We start from the raw sequence: 18,999 nt of genomic DNA on the forward strand, positions 1-18,999 counted from the left end.
CGGTTGATACTCGTCCAGGGTAACTATGCCCGCAGCTGTAATCACTCATGAAAGAATAACGAGTAAGTCACGATGAAAAGAATGTTAATAAACGCAACTCAGCAGGAGGAGTTGCGCGTTGCCCTGGTTGACGGTCAGCGTCTGTACGATCTGGATATCGAAAGTCCTGGACACGAACAGAAAAAAGCCAACATCTACAAAGGTAAAATCACTCGCATTGAACCCAGCCTTGAAGCTGCGTTTGTCGATTATGGCGCAGAGCGTCACGGTTTCCTCCCGTTAAAAGAAATTTCCCGCGAATATTTCCCCTCCAGCTACAACGCACATGGTCGTCCGAATATTAAAGACGTGCTGCGTGAAGGCCAGGAAGTCATTGTTCAGATCGATAAAGAAGAACGCGGCAATAAAGGCGCTGCACTGACGACCTTTATCTCTCTGGCGGGCAGCTACCTGGTACTGATGCCGAATAACCCACGTGCAGGCGGTATCTCTCGCCGCATCGAAGGTGACGATCGTACCGAACTGAAAGAAGCGCTGTCGGCGCTGGATCTGCCGGAAGGCATGGGCCTGATTGTGCGTACTGCCGGCGTCGGTAAATCTGCCGAGTCGCTGCAGTGGGACTTAAGCTTCCGTCTCAAGCACTGGGAAGCGATTAAGAAAGCTGCTGAAAATCGCCCTGCTCCGTTCCTGATCCATCAGGAGAGCAACGTGATTGTGCGTGCCTTCCGCGACTATCTGCGTCAGGACATCGGTGAAATCCTTATCGATAATCCGAAAGTGCTGGAACTGGCGCGTCAGCATATCGCGGCGCTGGGTCGTCCGGACTTCAGCAGCAAAATTAAGCTCTACACCGGTGAAATCCCGCTGTTCAGCCACTACCAGATCGAATCGCAAATCGAATCCGCTTTCCAGCGTGAAGTCCGCCTGCCTTCCGGTGGATCGATTGTGATCGACAGTACCGAAGCACTGACCGCTATCGATATCAACTCAGCACGCGCCACGCGCGGCGGTGACATTGAAGAGACTGCGTTCAACACCAACCTTGAAGCGGCCGATGAGATTGCCCGTCAGCTGCGCCTGCGTGACCTGGGCGGCCTGATCGTTATCGATTATATCGATATGACGCCGGTACGCCATCAGCGCGCTGTTGAAAACCGTCTGCGTGAAGCTGTCCGCCAGGACCGCGCCCGCATTCAGATCAGCCACATTTCACGTTTCGGCCTGCTGGAGATGTCCCGTCAGCGTCTGAGCCCGTCATTAGGTGAATCCAGTCATCATGTCTGCCCACGCTGTAGCGGTACCGGCACTATCCGTGATAACGAGTCACTGGCGCTGTCCATTCTGCGTCTGATCGAAGAAGAAGCGCTGAAAGACAACACCAAAGAAGTTCATGCCATTGTTCCGGTTCAGGTTGCGTCTTACCTGCTGAATGAAAAACGTGAAGCGGTCAACGCGATTGAAAAACGCCAGGGCGGCGTGCGGGCAATCATTGTTCCTGATGACAAGATGCAGACCCCGCACTACTCCGTGCTGCGCGTACGTAAAGGCGAAGAGACGCAGACCCTGAGTTATCATCTGCCGAAGCTGCATGAAGCCGAAATGGCCATGCCGTCGGAAGAGGAACATGCTGAGCGCCGTCGTCCTGAGCAGCCTGCTCTGGCCGCCTTTGTGATGCCTGATGCGCCTCCTGCGCCGGTAGAAGTTGAGCCAGAAGTGAAGCGCGCTGAAGCTCAGCCAGCAGCAAAATCAGCCCCGGCTGTCGCTGCACCCGCGACCGTCAGCACCGGTTTCTTCGGGCGTCTGCTTGGCGGCCTGAAAAAAATGTTCGCTGGCGAAGAAGCGCCTGCTGCTGCGCCAGTGGCCACTGAGGTTGCTGAAACGCAGAAAGCAACTGAAGAGCAGGAAAGCAACAGTGGCCGTGGCGAGCGCCGCAGCAACAATAACAACCGTCGTAACAACAATCGTCGTGAGCGTACGCCGCGTAACGGTGATAATGCACAGTCTCGTGAAGGCCGTGAACCACGCGAAAGTCGCGAGCCGCGTGAAAGCCGTGAACCGCGCGAAAGTCGTGAGCCACGTGAAAGCCGCGAGCCGCGCGATGGCAACGATAACCGTCGCAACAAGCGTCAGTCTCAGACGGGTGAAGTACGCGAAGAGCGTCCGGCACTGAGCGAAGAAGCGCGCCAGCAGCGTGACGAGCAGCAGCAACAGCGCCGTGAACAGCGTGCTGAACGTCAGCGTCGTCGTCAGGAAGAGAAACGTGCCGGTGAAGAAGCGGCCAAAGCGGCTGAGCAGCCAGCAGTCGTTGCTGAAGCCCTGAGCGTCACTGAGGCGCAGGATGATGAACGCGTTCAGGTTATGCCGCGTCGTAAGCCGCGTCAGCTGAACCAGAAGGTGCGTGTTGATGATAACCGTCAGCCTCTGCCAGCCGAAGCCAGCGACATCGCTCCGCCTGCTGAAGGGCGTCAGGCACAGCCAGCTGACGTTGCTCAGACACAGCCTGATTTCCAGGCTTCGCAGAGTGACGAGCAGGATGATAACGATAACCGTGATAACGCCAATATGCCGCGTCGTTCACGTCGTTCGCCACGTCATCTGCGCGTCAGCGGACAGCGTCGTCGTCGTTACCGTGATGAGCGTTACCCGACGCAGTCAGCAATGCCGCTGGCTGCTGCCGCTGCTTCACCTGAAATGGCATCCGGTAAAGTCTGGATTCGCTATCCGGTAAGCCAGGCCAGCGAAGAGCAGGTTCAGAATGTAATGCACGAGACGCCAGCTTATAACAGCGAAGAGACTGCAGACGTGACCCATGCGCTGCCGGTTGCTGCCGCCGTTGAATCGGTTGCTCAGGACGCGCCAGTGCAACAGGCCGAGCCGCAGGCAGAAACGCCAGTAGCGATCGTCAACACTGACGATACCCGTGCTATCGACGCCCCGGTTGACGAGCAGCCTTCTGTTGTTCCGGCTGCTGATGAAGCCAAAGCGGAAGCGGTAGCGGCTGAAGCTGTGCCTGCTGAGCCCGTCGCTGAAACGCCAGTGTCACAGCCTGCTGACCTGGTCACCGAAACAGCGGTGGTAACGCCAGCCGCTGAAGTTTCACAGCCTGCAGACGTTGCAGAGCAGTCAGCTACTGATATCAGTGAAGAGATCGCCGCAGAGGTGGAAGAAGTGCTGAACGCGCCGGTTGCTGCTAACGCTGAAAGCGCGCCAGTCAGTGAACCTCATGCCCCGGTTGCCGCTCGCGATATCGCGCCTGCAGCACCGGTAACGGCGGTCGAGCCTGGTGCATCAGCGCCTGCTGCTGAAGCGGTGCCAAATGACGGTACGCGCTGGAAGCACTATGCCTCTGCACCGATGACCAAAGCGCCTGCGCCGGTCTGGCAGTCAGAGCCTGCTCCGCACAGTGACTGGGTACGGGCACCTTATGAGTTCGATGGTCGCGGTTCTGCGGGTGGTCATAGCGCCACACATCAGGCCACTGCCCCGGCGACAAAGCCGTAACGCATAAGCTGTTGTAAACTGAACCCCGGCCTGAAAGCCGGGGTTTTTTTATGGCGTCGATTCAGTCATCAGGCCGTCAAAGGGGAAATAACCAACCCGTTTAATTCGTCAGCCATCAGTAAAGAGGGCGTCAGGCACGCTGGCCGTAATAAAGTGCGGGAAAGCATCAGGCAGGCATGCGGCGGGATAGCGTGAAGTGAGGAAGCAAAAAAACCAGACAGGCAGGCTTTATGACCAATCGCCCTGCCACCGGCTGAATCACAGGCAAAAAAATCCCACCTTCCTTTAGCAGGAGGGTGGGAAAAAGTAAGCGCATCCGGTTAAAGTACGCTCAAAATTTCAGGTCAGACTACGAATTCATCTGGAACAGTGACATCTTAGACATATCAGTAAAGGTCTTATAAGAAGCCTGAAGTGCTGTCTGCTGCATGGTGTAGCTGGAAGCCGCTTCAGTTAAATCCACGTTAACCAGGTCACTCATCTGCGAGCTGTAAATCACTTTACGGTCATCACCCTGCGCATTCAGCGTATCGATTTCACCAAGCTGAGTACCAATCTCAGAAACCACGGTTGAGACATTATTCAGCGCATTACCCAGCCCGCGGTTGGTTTTATCCATTGCGGCCTGGAAGGTCTGTTTAGTCGTGGCGTCCGCATCATCCTGCGGGACTTTTAATGCCGCAATAGCGCTATCCAGCATCTTAAACACATTGGTTTCGCTGGCGCTGCCATCCGGCTCTTTGGTGGCATTGCCGGTGATTGACATGAAGATGCTGTCACCGGTATGCGCCACGGTCATGGTACGGCTGGTATCAACCTTCTGGGTGATCGCTTCGGTGCCGCCAGCATAACTGACGCCCGTGCCTGCCGTATCAACAAACGGCGCGCTGTCAGTTTTATAGCCGGCAAAAATATAGCGGCCATTGGCATCTTTGCTGTTGGCCAGGTTAAGCAGCTGTGAGCGGATCCCCTCCAGCTGAGTGGCAATCGAGCCACGGTCATCGTCACTCAGCGTACCGGTTGAGCCATTGACGATCAGCGTCTGCGCCGCAATGATGCCATTGGTAACGCCCTTCAGCGTATTGTCTTCCAGTGACAGGCCCTGCTCAGCAAAGGTACGCGCCAGCGCATACTGTTCACCCTGCTGCTGAGTCTGAGTCAGCACAACAGCACGTGACGCGGCAATCGGGTCATCGGAGGGATTCGTTACACGGCGACCGCTGGAGAGCTGCTCACCCACTTTCAGCCAGGAGGCTTGCGAGTCAGTAATGCCGCGCACCTGCTGTTCAAAAATCATATTTGTACTGATTCGCATGTTATCTCCTGCCCTTAGCGAATATTAATCAATGCGTTAAACACGGTGCTGGCAGTCTGGAGCACCTGCGCATTGGCCATGTAATATTGCTGGTATTTGGTCAGATTGGCGTACTCCTCATCGAGGTTGACGCCAGAGACTGACTGCTGGCGTTCGGTCAGCTGACTGACCACACTTTTCTGCGTCGTGCTGGTGGTTTCCAGCGAGCTGGTTTTGTTACCCACGGTGCTGACGATAGCCGCATAGGCCTGCGACAGCGTGGCGTTGCCGCCGACCAGCTTTACATCCTGCAGATTCAGCAGTTTCTGCGCATTGCGGTTATCACTTTCACCGCCAACCGCGCTCGCAGCAGCCACCTGAGATTCACTGGTGATTGCCACGGACATGTCGTTAATCACATTCTGGACCGGCTTCACCAGGAAGCTGTCTTTGGCGGCAGGTGCAGGCGAGGCACCCACAGTCAGTTTCAGGCCATCAAAACTCAGCGTGGTATTGCCACTGGCATCGGTACTCTGGGTGATGGCGGCTGCGGTGCTGTCTGACGCACGCGTTGCGGTCCATTTATTGCCGTCATAACTCACGGTGTAGTTAGTGGCTTTCAGCGCGCTGGTGTCGGTCCATTCAGCGGTCACGGAGGCGGCGGTACTGTTTTTACTGTTGCTCACCACGGCTGGACTGCCGATATTAAAGAAGTCGACGCCCTGGTCGCCGTGGCTGTCAAAGCCCTGCTTATGGACGTCGTTGAAGCTGGTGGTAAACGCCGCCGCTAACTGACCCAGCTGGTTCTGTGCCAGATCCAGATCCTGAGTGCGGAACGCCAGCAGACCGCCAAGCGAGCCGGTGGTGATCAGTTTTTCCGGAATCTCAACGTTGCCCGCCTGCCTGTCGACATAGCCAATCGTGGTACGCGTCGGATCGCTGCTGGCGCTCATCGCCACCAGCTCGTGAGATTTGTTGCCGTTAACCAGCGTCAGGCCGTTGGCCATTGATACTGTGTAATTGCCATCCTGCTGCGATACCGTCACGCCAACGACTTTATTCAGGTCATTGACCAGCTGATCACGCTTATCAAGCAGATCGTTAGGCGCCGCACCGTTGCCATTAGTCAACTTGCCAATCTGCTGGTTAAGATCGGCAATCTGGCTGGTGAGGGTGTTGACCTGTTTAACACTGGAGCTGACATCAGCATTGACGCTGTTCTGCATATTGTTCAGGTATTGCGCTGAGGTCTGGAACTGGTTCACCAGACCCTGTGCATTGCTGAGCATCGACTGACGCGCTGACGGATCGTTGGCGTTACTGACGACGTTCTGCAGGTTGGTAAAGAAGCCCTGCAGCGAGGTCGACAGGCTGGTCGTCGCGGTCGACAGCAGATCGTCAATGTTAGAAATCTGCGTATGCTGAGTGTCGACTGCACTGTAACTCGCGCTGGCACCCCGCAGCTGTGTGGCAATAAATGAATCATATTCACGTTGTACACCGGTAATGTTCACGCCGTTACCATAATAGCTATTACCCTGAAGGGTACTGTTCGCCTGCGCCAGTACCGTGGTCTGACGTGAATAGCCCGCCACGGTGTAGTTAGAAATGTTGTTACTGGTGGTGCTCAGAGCGGCCTGCGCGGCACTCAATCCGCTCATCGCGGAGTTAATTATGCTGGACATCTCGGTTCCTTACGTTCCCCGTCAACCGGGCTGGCAGACATCAAAGTGGGCGCCAGCAGGCGAAACGCTTCTGGCTATAGGGATGTTATCGGCTTGCTTAAGTGAAACTTGAGGCGAAATGATCAGAACAGGTCGCCAATATCCTGGCTGTATGCTTTGACGACTTTATCGCCCATGCTTTTGAATTGCTGAATCATTCCCACCAGCTTTTGCGCATATTTCGGGTCGGTGGCATAGCCTGCCGCCTGTAACGCCTGCGCGCCCTGCTCTGCGCTTGAGGCGTTGGTCACTGCCGCATAGCGAGGGTTTTTGGTCAACAGTTTGACGTAGTCGGTCAGCGCCTCGAAATAGGAGTTGTACACCCTGAAGCTGGCACGGACTTTCTTCGCTGCACCCTGCTCATATTCGGTGGTCATGATATCGGTGGTGTCACCTTTCCAGTCTCCGCTGGCTTTAATCCCGAACACGTTATAGCTCGGCTTGCCGTCGCGGGTCAGGATCTGTCGCTGGCCCCAGCCCGACTCCAGCGCAGCCTGCGCCAGAATCAGGTGATGTGGAATACCACTCTGCTGACTGGCCGCCTGCGCTGGCTGCGTCAGCTGAGCGATAAACTCACGGCTGTCGCTCGGCAGCCCCGTGGGTGACGCGACCGGCGGCAGTCGTGGCATCGCCTTCCGCACCATCTGCTCCAGCTGCTGGGCGGGCAGTGGTGTGGCTCCGCTGGTGCTGAGAATAAAACTGTTATCCAGCTTCATCGGCACCGTACCGGCTTTTTCATCCGGCGCGGTGGCGGGCTGCATCTGTTTGACGATGGTTTCCGCCAGACCGAGGCCACGCTTGCCCATCTCCTGTGCAATCTGCTGGTCATACATAGAGGTAAAAAGTTTGGTCTGCTCGTTGCCCATAATGCCGTCCTGCGGCAACGCATCGCGCATACTCTTCAGCATCATCTGTACAAACATCCCTTCGACCTGACGTGCAACCTGCAACGCATGTCCTTTCGGATCGTTGCTCGCCTGGCGTTTAAGATCATTCAGGGAGCGGCTGTCGAAAGCCGGACTCGTGACAGATTGCATATCAGCCATCAGATAATTTCCAGTTTGGCACGCAGACAGCCAGCACTCTGCATCGACTGCAGAATCGACATCAGCTCGATAGGTGATGCACCCAGCGCATTCAGCGCACGGACTACGTTATTCAGATTAGCGCTGGCATTGACGCGCTGCAGCGCACCGCCGGTCTGGCGGAGATCGATCTGGGTCTGCGTCGTTGCCACGGTCTGACCACCGGCCAGCGGTGTATCAGGCTGACTGACGTTCTGCTGCTGGTTAACCGTCACTGACAGGTTGCCCTGCGCCACTGCACACTGATTCAGCGTGACTTCGCGGTTCATGACTACCGAGCCGGTACGGGAGTTGATGATCACTTTGGCATCTTCAACCGGAATCGAAACATCAATGTTCTGGATCTCAGCCAGCAGACGCACCTGCGCACCATTATTCGGTGACACGCGGATCTGCACGGTACGGGCATCCAGCGGCTGCGCTGCGCCATAACCGCCACGGGCGTTGATCGCGTCCGCAATACGCTGCGCCATCGAGAAATCTTCATTGTTAAGCTGCAGGTTAAGGGTGTTCTGCGAGCCAAAGTTGCTCTGCAGTTCACGTTCAACCGTTGCACCGCCAGTGATGCGGCCACCGTTCAGCTGGTTGACCTGAACACTGCTGCCGCCCGCAGAGGCACCTGCACCACCGACCAGGATGTTACCCTGAGCCAGCGCATAGACCTGGTTATCAACCCCTTTCATCGGCGTCATTAACAGCGTGCCGCCGCGCAGGCTTTTAGCATTACCCAGCGATGAGACCACCACATCCAGGTTCTGTCCCTGACGGGCAAACGACGGCAGCTTAGCGGTCACCATAACGGCTGCCACGTTTTTCAGCTGCATATTGGTGCCCGCAGGCACGGTGATGCCAAGCTGCGACAGCATGTTGCTCACCGTCTGGGTAGTAAAGGGCGTCTGCGTGGTCTGGTCACCGGTGCCATCCAGACCCACGACCAGGCCGTAGCCCAGCAGCTGGTTATCACGTACGCCCTGTACCGTGGTTAAATCACGAATCAAATCGGCTTTGGCCAGCAGGCTGACGCCCAGCAGCAGCGCCAGCCCGGCGCGTAACAGCGTTAACTTTTTCATTGAAACCTCTTACATCGGCGAGATGTTCAGGAAGAAACGCTGGAACCAGCCCATGGTCTGCGCCTCATTGATGTAACCATTTCCGACGTACTCAATACGTGCATCGGCGACAGCGGTAGATAACACGGCGTTACTGGCGCTGATGGTGCGTGGGTTGACCACGCCCGAGAAGCGAATGAACTCCGTGCCCTGATTAATGGCGATCTGTTTTTCACCGACTACGTGCAGGTTGCCGTTTGACAACACCTGATCCACGGTGACGGTAATGGTGCCGGTAAAGGTGTTATTGGCGGATGCGCCGCCTTTACCTGCGAAGTCGTTTTTGCCTTCGGCGCTGAGATTGGCTTTTTCGCCACCTGCACCCACCAGGCCTGCCAGACCCGTCGGCACGCCGCTCACACCAAAGCTGTTGCTGCCGTCGCGGCTGGCACTGGCTGAGGAGCTTTTGCTGGCGCTGACGTTTTCCTGCAGCGTGATGGTCAGGGTATCGCCGATGTTGCGTGGACGGCGATCTTCAAACAGCGGCTGATAGCCGTAGTTAAGTGGCGCGACGCCCTGGAATATAGAGCCGTTTACCACCGGTGGCGCGGACGGCATCGGCTGCGCCGTGGTTGCCCCCTCGACCAGCGGAGTACGCGGGACCAGGGCACATCCGTTAAGAGTTAGCAGCAACGAGGCGACTAACCAATGTCCAGGCTTGAGAATCTGTTGCTTCGCCACGGTGTCACGACCTTATTAATGTCTGTATCTCAGGCCAGCACGGGCTGGCCCTGTTCGGGATTAAAGCTGGGTTAATTTCGCCAGCATCTGATCAGAGGTGCTGATCGCCTTGCTGTTGATTTCATAAGCGCGCTGCGTCTGGATCATGGTGACCAGCTCTTCCGCTACGTTAACGTTCGAGGTTTCGGTATAGCCCTGATAGAGCAGACCCGCGCCGTTCTGACCTGGCGTGCTGTCGGTCGGTGCGCCCGATGCCTGGGTTTCCTTGTAAAGGTTTTCACCCACGCTATCGAGACCGGCGTCGTTCATAAAGGTGCTCAGCGTTAACTGACCGACCTGTGCGGCCTGAGCCTGACCCTGCTGCGTCACGCTGACCACACCGTCACGCGACACCGTAATGCTGGTGGCGTTGGCCGGAATGGTAATGCCTGGCTGTACCGGGAAACCGGAGTTGGTCACCAGCTGTCCGTTCTGATCAACCTGAAACGCGCCATCACGGGTATAAGCAGAGGTGCCGTCCGGCATCTGAATCTGAAAATAACCCTGACCGTTAATAGCAATATCTTTTGAGTTACTGGTCTGCGACAGGTTGCCCTGAGTATGCAGACGCTCAGTGGTCACCGGACGCACACCGGTACCGATCTGCAGGCCCGATGGCAGCGTTGTCTGTTCTGACGACTGCGTGCCCGGCTGGCGCATAGTCTGGTACATCAGATCTTCGAACACGGCACGTGAACGTTTAAAGCCGTTAGTGCTGACGTTTGCCAGGTTGTTGGCAATGACGTCCATGTTCATCTGCTGCGCATCAAGACCGGTCTTAGCGATCCATAAAGAACGAATCATGTTGTTATCCTCGCGCCTTAGCTCATGTTCAGGAGCTGATTGGCTTTTTGTTCATTTTCGTCGACGTTGGTGATGACTTTCATCTGCATCTCAAAACGTCGGGCGTTGGCGATCATATCGACCATGGTTTCCACTGGTTTGACGTTACTGCCTTCCAGCACGCCAGGCATCACCTGCATAGTGGCGTCAGCCTGCAGTGCAGCACCACGGGTCGCCTGCGTCGCTGCGGTAGGACGAAACATGCCGTCATCACTGCGCTGCAGCTCCTGCCCGGTTGCCCTGACCAGCTTCAGCTTGCCCAGCTGAACCGTGGCATTCGGCGAATCACCGGCGTTCAGTCCGGTGATGGAGCCGTCTGCCGCAATGGTGATTTCCGTACCCTGCGGGATCACAATCGGACCGCCATCGCCCATCACAGGATTGCCCTGAACCGTCAGCGTACCGGTCGGACTGATTTGCATATTGCCGTTGCGGGTATAGGCTTCGCTGCCGTCAGCGGTACGCACCGCCAGCCAGCCATCCTGCTGCACCGCCACATCGAGCGGACGCTCGGTGTAATCCATCGCGCCCTGACTCATGTCGGCGCCGGGTGTAGAGGCGGCGACCAGCGTACGGGTCGGCAGCGACCAGCCACTCACCGGCACCGCGCGCAGCGCATTCAGCTGTGCACGAAAACCCGGTGTTGAGGCGTTGGCGAGGTTGCTGGCGGTCACCGCCTGCTGATCCAGCGTCTGGCTGGCCGCGCCCATCGCGGTATATATCGCGTGATCCATATGGCAATCCTGTTAGCGAATTAACGTAAGTTAACCAGCGTGTTGAGAATCTGGTCCTGAGTTTTGATGGTCTGCGCATTCGCCTGATAGTTACGCTGCGCGACGATCATGTTCACCAGCTCTTTACTCATGTCGACGTTGGACGATTCCAGTGCGCCCGACGTCAGTGAACCGAAGGTGCCGGTGTTGGCCAGACCAATGGCTGCCTGACCGGATGCGCTCGAAGCCTGCCAGACATTGTCGCCCTGTGACTGCAGACCTTCCGGGTTAGAGAAGCTCGCCAGGACAATCTGACCCAGCAGCTGGGTTTTCTTGTTTGAGTAGCTACCGGTAATGGTGCCGTCATCATTGATCGCGTAGCTGGTCAGATCGCCTGGCGCATAGCCATCCTGCGTCGGGCTGCCAAAGGTGGTCGCGCCGGTGTTCTGCTGCAGGCTGCCCAGCATGCTCAGGTTGATTGGCTGATTGGCGCCACCTACGTTCAGCGTCAGGCCAACAGTGCCATCCGTGGTGGTGCTCGCTACCGTACCGTTTGCAGCCAGCTTAGAGACGCTGGTCAGCTTACCGCTGGTATCAAACGCCATTCTGAAGTCACCCGCTGAGGTGCCGGTGTTGCCATCAATGGTGTGGACGGTCCAGCTGTTGCTGGTGGTGTCTTTCACGAAATACATGTCGAGCGCATGGTCATTACCCTGCGAATCGAACACGGTGGCGGTGGTTTTCTTGTTGTAGCTGTCTGCATTCGCCGTCGAGAAGGTGGTCACCGTTGGCGTGGTATCCGTTGAGTTCAGGTTGGCAACCAGACCGGCGGTGGTAGTGGCGCGGGCTGGCATCTGCTCAGTAGGAATTCGCAGCGCCACTGGGTTGGCACCCGACTGGATAGTGGCCGGTGAACCGCTTGCCGGATAGCCGGTGACGTTCAGGCCCTGGGTGTTTACCAGGTTACGGTTGGCATCCAGCGTTAACTGGCCGTTACGTGAATAGAAAACGCCGCCGCTGCTGTCGGTCATACGGAAGAAACCGTTGCCGCTCAGCGCAACGTCCAGGCCACGGCTGGTGGTGGTGGTCGCGCCATCGTTAAAGTTCTGGATCACCGCAGCGACTTTGGTACCGAGACCGACGTTAGAACCGGCAAACATATCGGCAAACGCGATGGTGCTGGATTTAAAGCCCGCTGTCGCGGAGTTAGCAATGTTGTTACCGATGACATCAAGGTTACTTGAAGCAGCACCAAGGCCGCTGACCGCTTGGGAAAATGACATGTGTTTGTTTCCTGTCTACAGGTTAATCAGAGAATCTGACGTACGTCGTCAAGGGTGGCGGAGCCCATGGTGCCGAGATCCAGTTTTGTGGTGTTGTTCGCAGTACTCACCCCATTGACGTAGGCGTAGTTAAGCGGTTGTGCCACCAGTTGTGTGTTGCCATTGCTTGCGGCAATCGCAACGCTGTATTTACCATCCGGCGCGACAGAGCCATCAGTCAGCTTGCCATCCCACGAGAAGGTGTGGACGCCAGCACTCAGCGCGCCCAGATCGACGGTGTCGATCACCGTGCCATTGGCATCTTTAATGGTGGCGGATGCGCCGGTAGAGGCGGAAGCCAGCTCCACGCCAAATGGCGTGGTGGTGCCGTTGCCTACCAGAATCTGTCCGCCATTAACCATCACGCCATGCCCAATCAGCGTGGAGCTCTGCAGCGACTGGCTGGTGCTGATCTGTCCGGAGATCGATCCCAGTGTGGTATTCAGTTTTTCAATGCCGCTCAGGGTATTGATCTGTGCCAGCTGCGTGGTGAGCTGGCTGTTATCCATTGGATTGGTTGGATCCTGGTTCTTTAACTGCGTCACCAGCATGGTCAGGAACTGATTCTGCAGATCCTGCGCGTTGTTGCCGGTGCCACTGGTGCTGGATGAGCTAAGGACCGTGGGGTCCAGCTTTTCATTAACGCCTACCGCGATAGCCATCATTTTTCTCCGTTATTGCCCGATCGTCAGGGTTTTCATCATCATCGACTTCACGGTGTTGAGCACCTCGACGTTGGCCTGGTAGCTGCGTGACGCCGACATGGTGTTGACGCTTTCAGAAACCACATCCACGTTCGGCATCTTCACGTAGCCTTTGGCATCGGCCATCGGGTTGCCCGGGTCATAGACCAGCTTCGCAGGTGTCGGATCGTCCACGACGCGTGCCACTTTCACACCGCCGGTCGCTGAACCCGGGGCCGCATCGGTCTGGAAGACCACCTGCTTTGCCACGTAAGGCTTGCCATCGGGGCCGGTGACGCTGTCGGCGTTTGCCAGGTTACTGGCACTGACGTTTAATCGCTGTGATTGCGCGGTCATCGCTGAGCCGGCAATGTCAAAAATATTCAGCAAGGCCATAATTATTGCCCTTGTAACACGCTCATCATGCCTTTGATCTGGCTACTGATGAGGGTGAGGTCGGTTTGATATTTCAGGCTGTTATCCGCGAACTGCGTACGCTCACGGTCCATATCTACGGTGTTGCCGTCGGCAGAAGGCTGGTCAGGAATGCGATAAAGCATATCCATTGATGGCGCCCCGTTTGTCTGTGCTTCAATGTGGCGAGCTGACGTGACTTTTAACGCCATGCTGCTGCCTTCCGCACGACCATTGGACATCACCCGACTCAGCTCGCTGGCAAAGTCGATATCCCGGGCCTGATAACCAGGGGTATCGGCGTTGGCAATATTTGACGCCAGGATCTCCTGACGTTGAGCACGCAGGTTGAGGGCCTCCGTTCCAAATTTCAGCGCCGCATCCAGTTTGTCGAGCATGTTTCCTCCGCGTATGAGAATTTCGAGTTCGCAGCTTAATTTGAAAAAGCAAGCCGTCATCGTCTGAATAACGCCTTAAATGACCGCTATTTTGACAATTGAGGATTTTTCTTAACGGGTACACTCGTCGCCATCATCAGTGAGGAACTGCACAATGCGTCGATATCTGACTCTGCTGACCAGCCTGCTGGTCATGATCGCCCTGCCGGCTTCTGCCGGGGATCTCAATGCACAACTGAATCAATTTTTTAAAGCGCGTGACGCTCAGCATGCTGAAGGCATGGTTGTCGTGGTGCGCACGCCGAAAGAGCAATGGCCAGCCTGTGACATGCCAAAGTTCACCCTGCCAGGCAATAGCCGGTTATGGGGCAACATGAGCGTGGCGGCAAACTGCGATGAGAATCGCCGTTATATCCAGGTACAGGTTCAGGTCACCGGTTCCTATCTGGTGGCGACCCGGCTGCTAAGCCAGGGCAGCAGCGTCAGCGAAAGTGATTTCACGCTGCAGACCGGCCGCCTTGATACCCTGCCTGCCCGCGCCCTGCTGAATGCGGACGCAGTTGCAGACGCCGTAGTGCTGCGTGATATCCAGCCAGGACAGCCGATTAATCCTTCCACGCTGCGTCAGCCATGGCGTGTTAAGGCGGGTCAGAATGTGATGGTGATTGCCAGCGGTGACGGCTTTGACGCCAGCGGTGAGGGCAAGGCGCTGAACAATGCCGCCCGCTCGCAATTGGTTCGGGTAAGGATGGGAAATGGCCAGATTGTCAGCGGTAAAGTTCGCGAGGATGGGAATATTCTTATAACGCTGTAAAGTGTTAAAGAAGCCCGTAGTGCTGCCGATAGAAGAATCAACAAAGCGATAACGCTATTATGATTCAGGTGGCAGACTTCCCCTGACCGTACAGGAGCCCGAATATGAGCATTGACAGAACGCAACCTCTGAAACCCGCCAGCACCGTCCAGAGCCGCGACAGCAGCGAGACTGGCAGCAGCAAAGTGCGTCAGAGTGCCAGCCCGGTAGCAGCCACGACCCCCGCTGCAGCCCAGGTCAGCCTGAGCAGCGCGCAGTCGCAGCTGATGCAGCCGAGCAGCAAAGATATTAACGTCGAGCGCGTTGAACAACTGAAAACGGCCATTCGTAATGGCGAACTGAAGATGGATACCGGCAAAATCGCCGATGCGCTGATTGCCGACACTAAGGCGTATTTAGAGGGTAATTAATTGCCATGAGTAATTTGCAGACCACATTAGATAAGATGCAGGACGTGCTGGCGTCGCTTTCAGCGGTGCTGGAAGAAGAGCAGCAGCAACTGGCAGCGGGCAGCATTAACAGCAACCTGTTGCAGCGCATCACCGAAGATAAAAGTGCACTGCTCAGTACGCTGAACTATCTGGATGAGATGCGCCGCACCGCTGAACAGAGTCAGGCGACAGCAGCACCTTATCGTGGTCAGAACGACATGGCGCGCCGCTGGGACAGCATTCAGCAGCATACCCGTCGTCTGCAGGACGCCAATGTTCATAATGGCCTGCTGCTGCAACACCAGATCCGCTACACGGAAAATGCACTTGAAGTGCTGAAGCCGCATCAGACCCAGGCCTTTTACGGCCCGGATGGGATGGGTAAAGGCCAGGCGACGTTAAGTCGCAAAGCCTGAACCGGAAAGTAGCGAAAAAAATCCCGCCTGGTGCGGGATTTTTTATTGGTGCGTTTTTCCTTCACCATGATGAGCTTTAAAATTGAGCCTGCACAGGGAACAGGGGCAGATCGGAAAGACGCTAAAGCCAATCCCTGGCCGCTCGGCCCGCGCGTTTACGCACCTCATCCCTGAGGTGCGCCCGTTGCCGGGCCAACGCGTTGCGTTGTTCAAAAACGCTCCCGGCGTTTTTGTCCATGGCGCGGGACGCTTTCCTCCTCTGCCCCTGTTCCCTGCGCGTTGAATTTATTTATTGCTGCAAGCTTTACACAGCGGTGCGCCGCGCATAGTCACGCAACCGGAAGCCCAGCAGCCCCAGCGCCAGGAAATAAGCCCCGCCACCCACTGCACAAACCGCCGCCAGACGCAGCAGTCGCCACAGCATGGAGCCCTGTTCCCATGCCGGCATCCACTGCAGCATGGCAAACAGCGCGCCGGCCATCACCACCACGGCAATCAGCAGGCGGAGCAGGAAGCTGCTCCAGCCCGGCTGCGGCATAAAGATATTCTTCTTACGCAGCTGCCAGTAGAGCAGCGACGCATTCAGACAGGCCGCCAGACCAATCGACAGTGACAGACCGGCATGTTTCAGCGGACCAATAAACGCCAGGTTCATGAGCTGCGTCATGATCAGCGTGATAATCGCGATTTTCACCGGCGTTTTGATGTCCTGACGGGAATAGAAGCCCGGTGCCAGCACCTTAACCACAATCAGGCCCATCAGTCCCACGGAGTAGGCGATCAGCGCACGCTGCGTCATCAATGCATCAAAGGCGGTGAATTTACCGTACTGGAACAGCGCCACGGTCAGCGGACCGGAGAGCATGCCCAGCGCCACGGCACTCGGCAGCGCCAGCAGGAAGCAGAGGCGCAGCCCCCAGTCCATCAGTCGGGAATATTCATCATGGTTGCCGCTGGCAAAACTTTTAGCCAGCGACGGCAACAGAATGGTGCCCAGCGCCACGCCCAGCACACCCGAAGGAAACTCCATCAGCCGATCGGCGTAGTACATCCAGGAGACCGAACCCGAAACCAGAAACGAGGCGAAGATGGTGTTGATGATCAGTGAGATCTGACTGACGGAAACGCCCAGAATGGCCGGTCCCATCTGACGCATCACCCGCCATACGCCCGCGTCACGCAGATTCAGGCGCGGCAGCACCAGCATTCCCAGCTTCTTCAGGTGAGGAAGCTGATAGCCGAGTTGCAGCACACCGCCCGCGACCACGGCCCAGGCCAGCGCCATCACTGGTGGATGAAAATGCGGCGCAGCAAACAGCGCAAAACCAATCATGCTGACATTCAGAAGGGTCGGCGCAAACGCCGGCACCGAGAAGCGGTTCCAGGTGTTCAGCACCGCCCCCGCCAGCGAGGCCAGCGAAATCAGCATAATGTAGGGGAACGTCACCCGCAGCAGCGAGCTGGTCAGTGCAAACTTATCGGCACTGTCGGCAAAGCCGGGCGCCGTGACCATGATGACCCAGGGCGCAGCGATCATCCCCGCCATCGTGACCAGCGCCAGTGCCAGCGTCAGCAGGCCTGAGACGTACGCCAGGAACAGTTTTGTCGCCTCTTCACCCTGCTTGCTTTTATATTCAGCCAGAATCGGCACGAACGCCTGAGAAAATGCGCCTTCAGCGAAAATACGGCGCAGCAGATTGGGCAGTTTAAACGCAACAAAGAAGGCATCGGTCGCCATTCCGGCACCAAACACCCGCGCCACGATGGCATCACGGGCAAAGCCCAGTACGCGGGAAAACAGGGTCATAGAACTGACCGCTGCCAGCGATTTCAACAAATTCATAATTGACGGCGCATCCTGAAAAGAATCGGCAAAAAAGGAGAATTAGCGCGGGCACCCGAGGATGCCCGGCGACAGTCTACTGCCACGGAGGGAAATGACCAGCACGGAGTGTTACAAGGCGTTATTCCTGCGTCGCCTCACGCCACAGTTTTTCCACCACACGCTGCGCCATCAGCGCCTGCTCACCGCTGGTTTCAGGCTTCGTCTGATTTTGTACGCAGTCAATAAAATGGCGTGCTGCACCGCTGAAGCCGCGCTGCGTCAGATGGCTCTGCCAGGCAGGCGGCGGAGTGATTAGCAGGCCATCACTGCGCTCTTCCTGCCAGTCGCGCATCTCGCTGATGTCGATGCACTTACCGTCACACACTGCGCTGATCCGCTCGCGCTGACTGCCTGCGCGCCGGTGCATACTGGTGGTGATCGCCAGGCCTTCAACAGCGAAATGGTGTTCGGCATAGAGCATCTGCCCCTGCTCGTTGGTATCAATGCGTCCGTGAACCTGGCGAACAGGCTTGCCGCCCAGCCAGAGCGCGGTGTCCACCACATGCAGGTAGTCATCAAGCAGGGTAAAACGAAGATCCCGTGGCCCGACGCTGTCGCTGCGGTGCTTTTCAATCCGCAGAGAAGCCGCCCCAGCCATCTCCGCCTGCAGCTGCTGATAGCGCGGGGCAAAGCGGCGGTTAAATGCCACCATCAGTTTACGCTGGCGTTTTTCCGCCAGCGCCACCAGCGCTTCAGCCTGCTCCAGTGTTTCAGCCAGCGGCTTGTCGACGCAGACATCTTTTCCTGCCAGCAGCAGAGCCCTGACCACCTCATAGTGGGTGTCGGTGCTGCTGTGGACAAACACCGCGTCGCAGGCTGCGGCTACTTCATTCAGTGAGCCAAAGCACTGCATGCGATAGCTGTCACAGATTGGGCGGGCTTTGGCCTGATTCGGGGAAAACGCCCCCACCAGCGTCCAGTCCGTCGCCGCAGACAGCACCGGCAGCCAGGCTTTCTGCGCAATACCACCCAATCCCACCACGCCTATACGTAATGTCATCTCAGCTCTCCGTTTGCAGCAATTGGGTAAGTTGCGCCTGAAGTGCTGCGACCTGCTGTTCCAGCGTAGTAACACGCGCCGCCAGATCGCCCTGCTCGTCCGGCGCGTCGGCAGCCTGATGTGCATCATCTTCATCGCCCAGCAGATGCATAAAGCGGCTTTCGCGCTTGCCTGGCTCACGCGCCAGGCGGATGACCTGTGCACTGTCGTCACGCTGCATCAAGCCTTCCAGCGTCTGTTCCACGTCGCCGACATCGCTGAACTCATGCAGACGACCGCTGCGGGTTCGCAGTTCGCCTGGCGTCTGCGGCCCGCGCAGCAGCAGCAGGGTGAGAAGAGCCACTTCCGCACTGTTGAGTTTCAGTGTGCCAAACGCAGAATTACAGAAACGCTGCTCATATTTTACCACCCGCTGTCCGGCGGCGCTGCTGGCGGTGATCAGATGACGCTTTTCCAGCTGATCGAGCTGATTCTGTACCTCGCTTTCACTCAGCTCCATCACCGGCTCGCGATTCGATTTCTGATTACAGGCCACTACCACGCCATTCAGTGACAGCGGATACTGCTCTGGCGTGGTGACCTGCTTCTCCAGCAGGCAGCCCAGCACGCGCAACGCCTGCGCTGATAAAGCCATCTTCATGCTCGCG

At 56.9% G+C, this 18,999-nt stretch carries 18 protein-coding genes; 4 read left to right on the plus strand and 14 right to left on the minus strand.

Going from position 1 to position 18,999, the window contains the following annotated elements:
• Positions 1-72 precede the first annotated feature (72 nt).
• Entirely contained in the window at positions 73-3,501 is a 3,429-nt protein-coding gene (gene rne / locus ACTJKZ_RS07190; RefSeq protein WP_440829409.1) for a ribonuclease E, read from the plus strand.
• Between the two features lie 349 nt (positions 3,502-3,850).
• On the opposite strand, the gene flgL is transcribed toward rne, so the two are convergent.
• From flgL to flgB, 11 genes are all read right to left on the minus strand, one after another.
• Positions 3,851-4,816 (minus strand): flagellar hook-associated protein FlgL, encoded by a 966-nt coding sequence (flgL, locus tag ACTJKZ_RS07195; RefSeq protein WP_161733784.1) that lies wholly within the window; start codon positions 4,814-4,816, stop codon positions 3,851-3,853.
• A 14-nt stretch (positions 4,817-4,830) separates the two neighbouring features.
• Complete coding sequence (gene flgK, locus ACTJKZ_RS07200; protein ID WP_440829410.1) at positions 4,831-6,480, minus strand: flagellar hook-associated protein FlgK; 1,650 nt, start codon at positions 6,478-6,480, stop codon at positions 4,831-4,833.
• Between the two features lie 122 nt (positions 6,481-6,602).
• On the minus strand, positions 6,603-7,565 hold the full coding sequence (gene flgJ, locus ACTJKZ_RS07205) for a flagellar assembly peptidoglycan hydrolase FlgJ (protein WP_150009739.1): 963 nt from the start codon (positions 7,563-7,565) through the stop codon (positions 6,603-6,605).
• Positions 7,565-8,674, minus strand: coding sequence for a flagellar basal body P-ring protein FlgI (locus ACTJKZ_RS07210; RefSeq protein ID WP_161733791.1), 1,110 nt, complete (start codon positions 8,672-8,674; stop codon positions 7,565-7,567). Before ACTJKZ_RS07210 ends, flgJ begins: the two co-directional genes overlap by 1 nt.
• A 9-nt stretch (positions 8,675-8,683) precedes the next feature.
• The gene (locus tag ACTJKZ_RS07215; protein WP_033732242.1) at positions 8,684-9,394 is read right to left on the minus strand and encodes a flagellar basal body L-ring protein FlgH; all 711 of its coding nucleotides are present in this window, start codon (positions 9,392-9,394) and stop codon (positions 8,684-8,686) included.
• Between the two features lie 60 nt (positions 9,395-9,454).
• Positions 9,455-10,237 carry a flagellar basal-body rod protein FlgG gene (gene flgG / locus ACTJKZ_RS07220; RefSeq protein ID WP_003849881.1) on the minus strand — a complete coding sequence of 261 codons (783 nt, stop codon included), beginning with the start codon at positions 10,235-10,237 and terminating at the stop codon, positions 9,455-9,457.
• Positions 10,238-10,254: 17 nt separating this feature from the next.
• Positions 10,255-11,010 carry a flagellar basal body rod protein FlgF gene (locus tag ACTJKZ_RS07225; protein ID WP_061062163.1) on the minus strand — a complete coding sequence of 252 codons (756 nt, stop codon included), beginning with the start codon at positions 11,008-11,010 and terminating at the stop codon, positions 10,255-10,257.
• A 20-nt stretch (positions 11,011-11,030) separates the two neighbouring features.
• Positions 11,031-12,272 carry a flagellar hook protein FlgE gene (gene flgE, locus ACTJKZ_RS07230; RefSeq protein ID WP_440829411.1) on the minus strand — a complete coding sequence of 414 codons (1,242 nt, stop codon included), beginning with the start codon at positions 12,270-12,272 and terminating at the stop codon, positions 11,031-11,033.
• 26 nt (positions 12,273-12,298) lie between these two features.
• A complete protein-coding gene (gene flgD / locus ACTJKZ_RS07235; RefSeq protein WP_013357441.1) occupies positions 12,299-12,973 on the minus strand; it encodes a flagellar hook assembly protein FlgD in 675 nt (224 codons plus the stop codon).
• 12 nt (positions 12,974-12,985) lie between these two features.
• The gene (gene flgC / locus ACTJKZ_RS07240) at positions 12,986-13,390 is read right to left on the minus strand and encodes a flagellar basal body rod protein FlgC (RefSeq protein ID WP_013357440.1); all 405 of its coding nucleotides are present in this window, start codon (positions 13,388-13,390) and stop codon (positions 12,986-12,988) included.
• A 2-nt stretch (positions 13,391-13,392) separates the two neighbouring features.
• Positions 13,393-13,806 carry a flagellar basal body rod protein FlgB gene (gene flgB / locus ACTJKZ_RS07245; protein WP_003849889.1) on the minus strand — a complete coding sequence of 138 codons (414 nt, stop codon included), beginning with the start codon at positions 13,804-13,806 and terminating at the stop codon, positions 13,393-13,395.
• A 154-nt stretch (positions 13,807-13,960) separates the two neighbouring features.
• Here flgB and flgA point away from each other — a divergent pair, with 154 nt between their 5' ends.
• The 3 genes from flgA (at position 13,961) to flgN (ending at position 15,467) form a co-directional block, all read left to right on the plus strand.
• Positions 13,961-14,620 carry a flagellar basal body P-ring formation chaperone FlgA gene (gene flgA / locus ACTJKZ_RS07250; protein WP_253421584.1) on the plus strand — a complete coding sequence of 220 codons (660 nt, stop codon included), beginning with the start codon at positions 13,961-13,963 and terminating at the stop codon, positions 14,618-14,620.
• 104 nt (positions 14,621-14,724) lie between these two features.
• A complete protein-coding gene (gene flgM / locus ACTJKZ_RS07255) occupies positions 14,725-15,030 on the plus strand; it encodes a flagellar biosynthesis anti-sigma factor FlgM (protein ID WP_161733797.1) in 306 nt (101 codons plus the stop codon).
• Between the two features lie 5 nt (positions 15,031-15,035).
• A complete protein-coding gene (gene flgN, locus ACTJKZ_RS07260; protein ID WP_161733799.1) occupies positions 15,036-15,467 on the plus strand; it encodes a flagellar export chaperone FlgN in 432 nt (143 codons plus the stop codon).
• Positions 15,468-15,771: 304 nt separating this feature from the next.
• On the opposite strand, the gene murJ is transcribed toward flgN, so the two are convergent.
• The 3 genes from murJ to ACTJKZ_RS07275 all read right to left on the minus strand — a co-directional run bounded on the left by murJ (position 15,772) and on the right by ACTJKZ_RS07275 (position 18,992).
• Entirely contained in the window at positions 15,772-17,310 is a 1,539-nt protein-coding gene (murJ, locus tag ACTJKZ_RS07265; RefSeq protein ID WP_161733801.1) for a murein biosynthesis integral membrane protein MurJ, read from the minus strand.
• A 121-nt stretch (positions 17,311-17,431) separates the two neighbouring features.
• Complete coding sequence (locus ACTJKZ_RS07270) at positions 17,432-18,352, minus strand: Gfo/Idh/MocA family protein (RefSeq protein ID WP_222924198.1); 921 nt, start codon at positions 18,350-18,352, stop codon at positions 17,432-17,434.
• Between the two features lies 1 nt (position 18,353).
• Positions 18,354-18,992, minus strand: a complete 639-nt coding sequence (locus ACTJKZ_RS07275; protein ID WP_222924199.1) for a DUF480 domain-containing protein — start codon at positions 18,990-18,992, stop codon at positions 18,354-18,356.
• Positions 18,993-18,999 lie beyond the last annotated feature (7 nt).

Source organism: Pantoea sp. 22096 (genome assembly GCF_052045955.1).
In the GTDB taxonomy this organism is placed as follows: domain Bacteria; phylum Pseudomonadota; class Gammaproteobacteria; order Enterobacterales; family Enterobacteriaceae; genus Pantoea; species Pantoea alfalfae.

What these genes read in the sequence shown, in the direction of transcription:
- rne (WP_440829409.1), top strand. Translation starts at nt 73, where the DNA reads ATGAAAAGAATGTTAATAAACGCAACTCAGCAGGAGGAGTTGCGCGTT.
- flgL (WP_161733784.1), bottom strand. Translation starts at nt 4,816, where the DNA reads ATGCGAATCAGTACAAATATGATTTTTGAACAGCAGGTGCGCGGCATT.
- flgK (WP_440829410.1), bottom strand. Translation starts at nt 6,480, where the DNA reads ATGTCCAGCATAATTAACTCCGCGATGAGCGGATTGAGTGCCGCGCAG.
- flgJ (WP_150009739.1), bottom strand. Translation starts at nt 7,565, where the DNA reads ATGGCTGATATGCAATCTGTCACGAGTCCGGCTTTCGACAGCCGCTCC.
- ACTJKZ_RS07210 (WP_161733791.1), bottom strand. Translation starts at nt 8,674, where the DNA reads ATGAAAAAGTTAACGCTGTTACGCGCCGGGCTGGCGCTGCTGCTGGGC.
- flgG (WP_003849881.1), bottom strand. Translation starts at nt 10,237, where the DNA reads ATGATTCGTTCTTTATGGATCGCTAAGACCGGTCTTGATGCGCAGCAG.
- ACTJKZ_RS07225 (WP_061062163.1), bottom strand. Translation starts at nt 11,010, where the DNA reads ATGGATCACGCGATATATACCGCGATGGGCGCGGCCAGCCAGACGCTG.
- flgE (WP_440829411.1), bottom strand. Translation starts at nt 12,272, where the DNA reads ATGTCATTTTCCCAAGCGGTCAGCGGCCTTGGTGCTGCTTCAAGTAAC.
- flgD (WP_013357441.1), bottom strand. Translation starts at nt 12,973, where the DNA reads ATGGCTATCGCGGTAGGCGTTAATGAAAAGCTGGACCCCACGGTCCTT.
- flgC (WP_013357440.1), bottom strand. Translation starts at nt 13,390, where the DNA reads ATGGCCTTGCTGAATATTTTTGACATTGCCGGCTCAGCGATGACCGCG.
- flgB (WP_003849889.1), bottom strand. Translation starts at nt 13,806, where the DNA reads ATGCTCGACAAACTGGATGCGGCGCTGAAATTTGGAACGGAGGCCCTC.
- flgA (WP_253421584.1), top strand. Translation starts at nt 13,961, where the DNA reads ATGCGTCGATATCTGACTCTGCTGACCAGCCTGCTGGTCATGATCGCC.
- flgM (WP_161733797.1), top strand. Translation starts at nt 14,725, where the DNA reads ATGAGCATTGACAGAACGCAACCTCTGAAACCCGCCAGCACCGTCCAG.
- flgN (WP_161733799.1), top strand. Translation starts at nt 15,036, where the DNA reads ATGAGTAATTTGCAGACCACATTAGATAAGATGCAGGACGTGCTGGCG.
- murJ (WP_161733801.1), bottom strand. Translation starts at nt 17,310, where the DNA reads ATGAATTTGTTGAAATCGCTGGCAGCGGTCAGTTCTATGACCCTGTTT.
- ACTJKZ_RS07270 (WP_222924198.1), bottom strand. Translation starts at nt 18,352, where the DNA reads ATGACATTACGTATAGGCGTGGTGGGATTGGGTGGTATTGCGCAGAAA.
- ACTJKZ_RS07275 (WP_222924199.1), bottom strand. Translation starts at nt 18,992, where the DNA reads ATGAAGATGGCTTTATCAGCGCAGGCGTTGCGCGTGCTGGGCTGCCTG.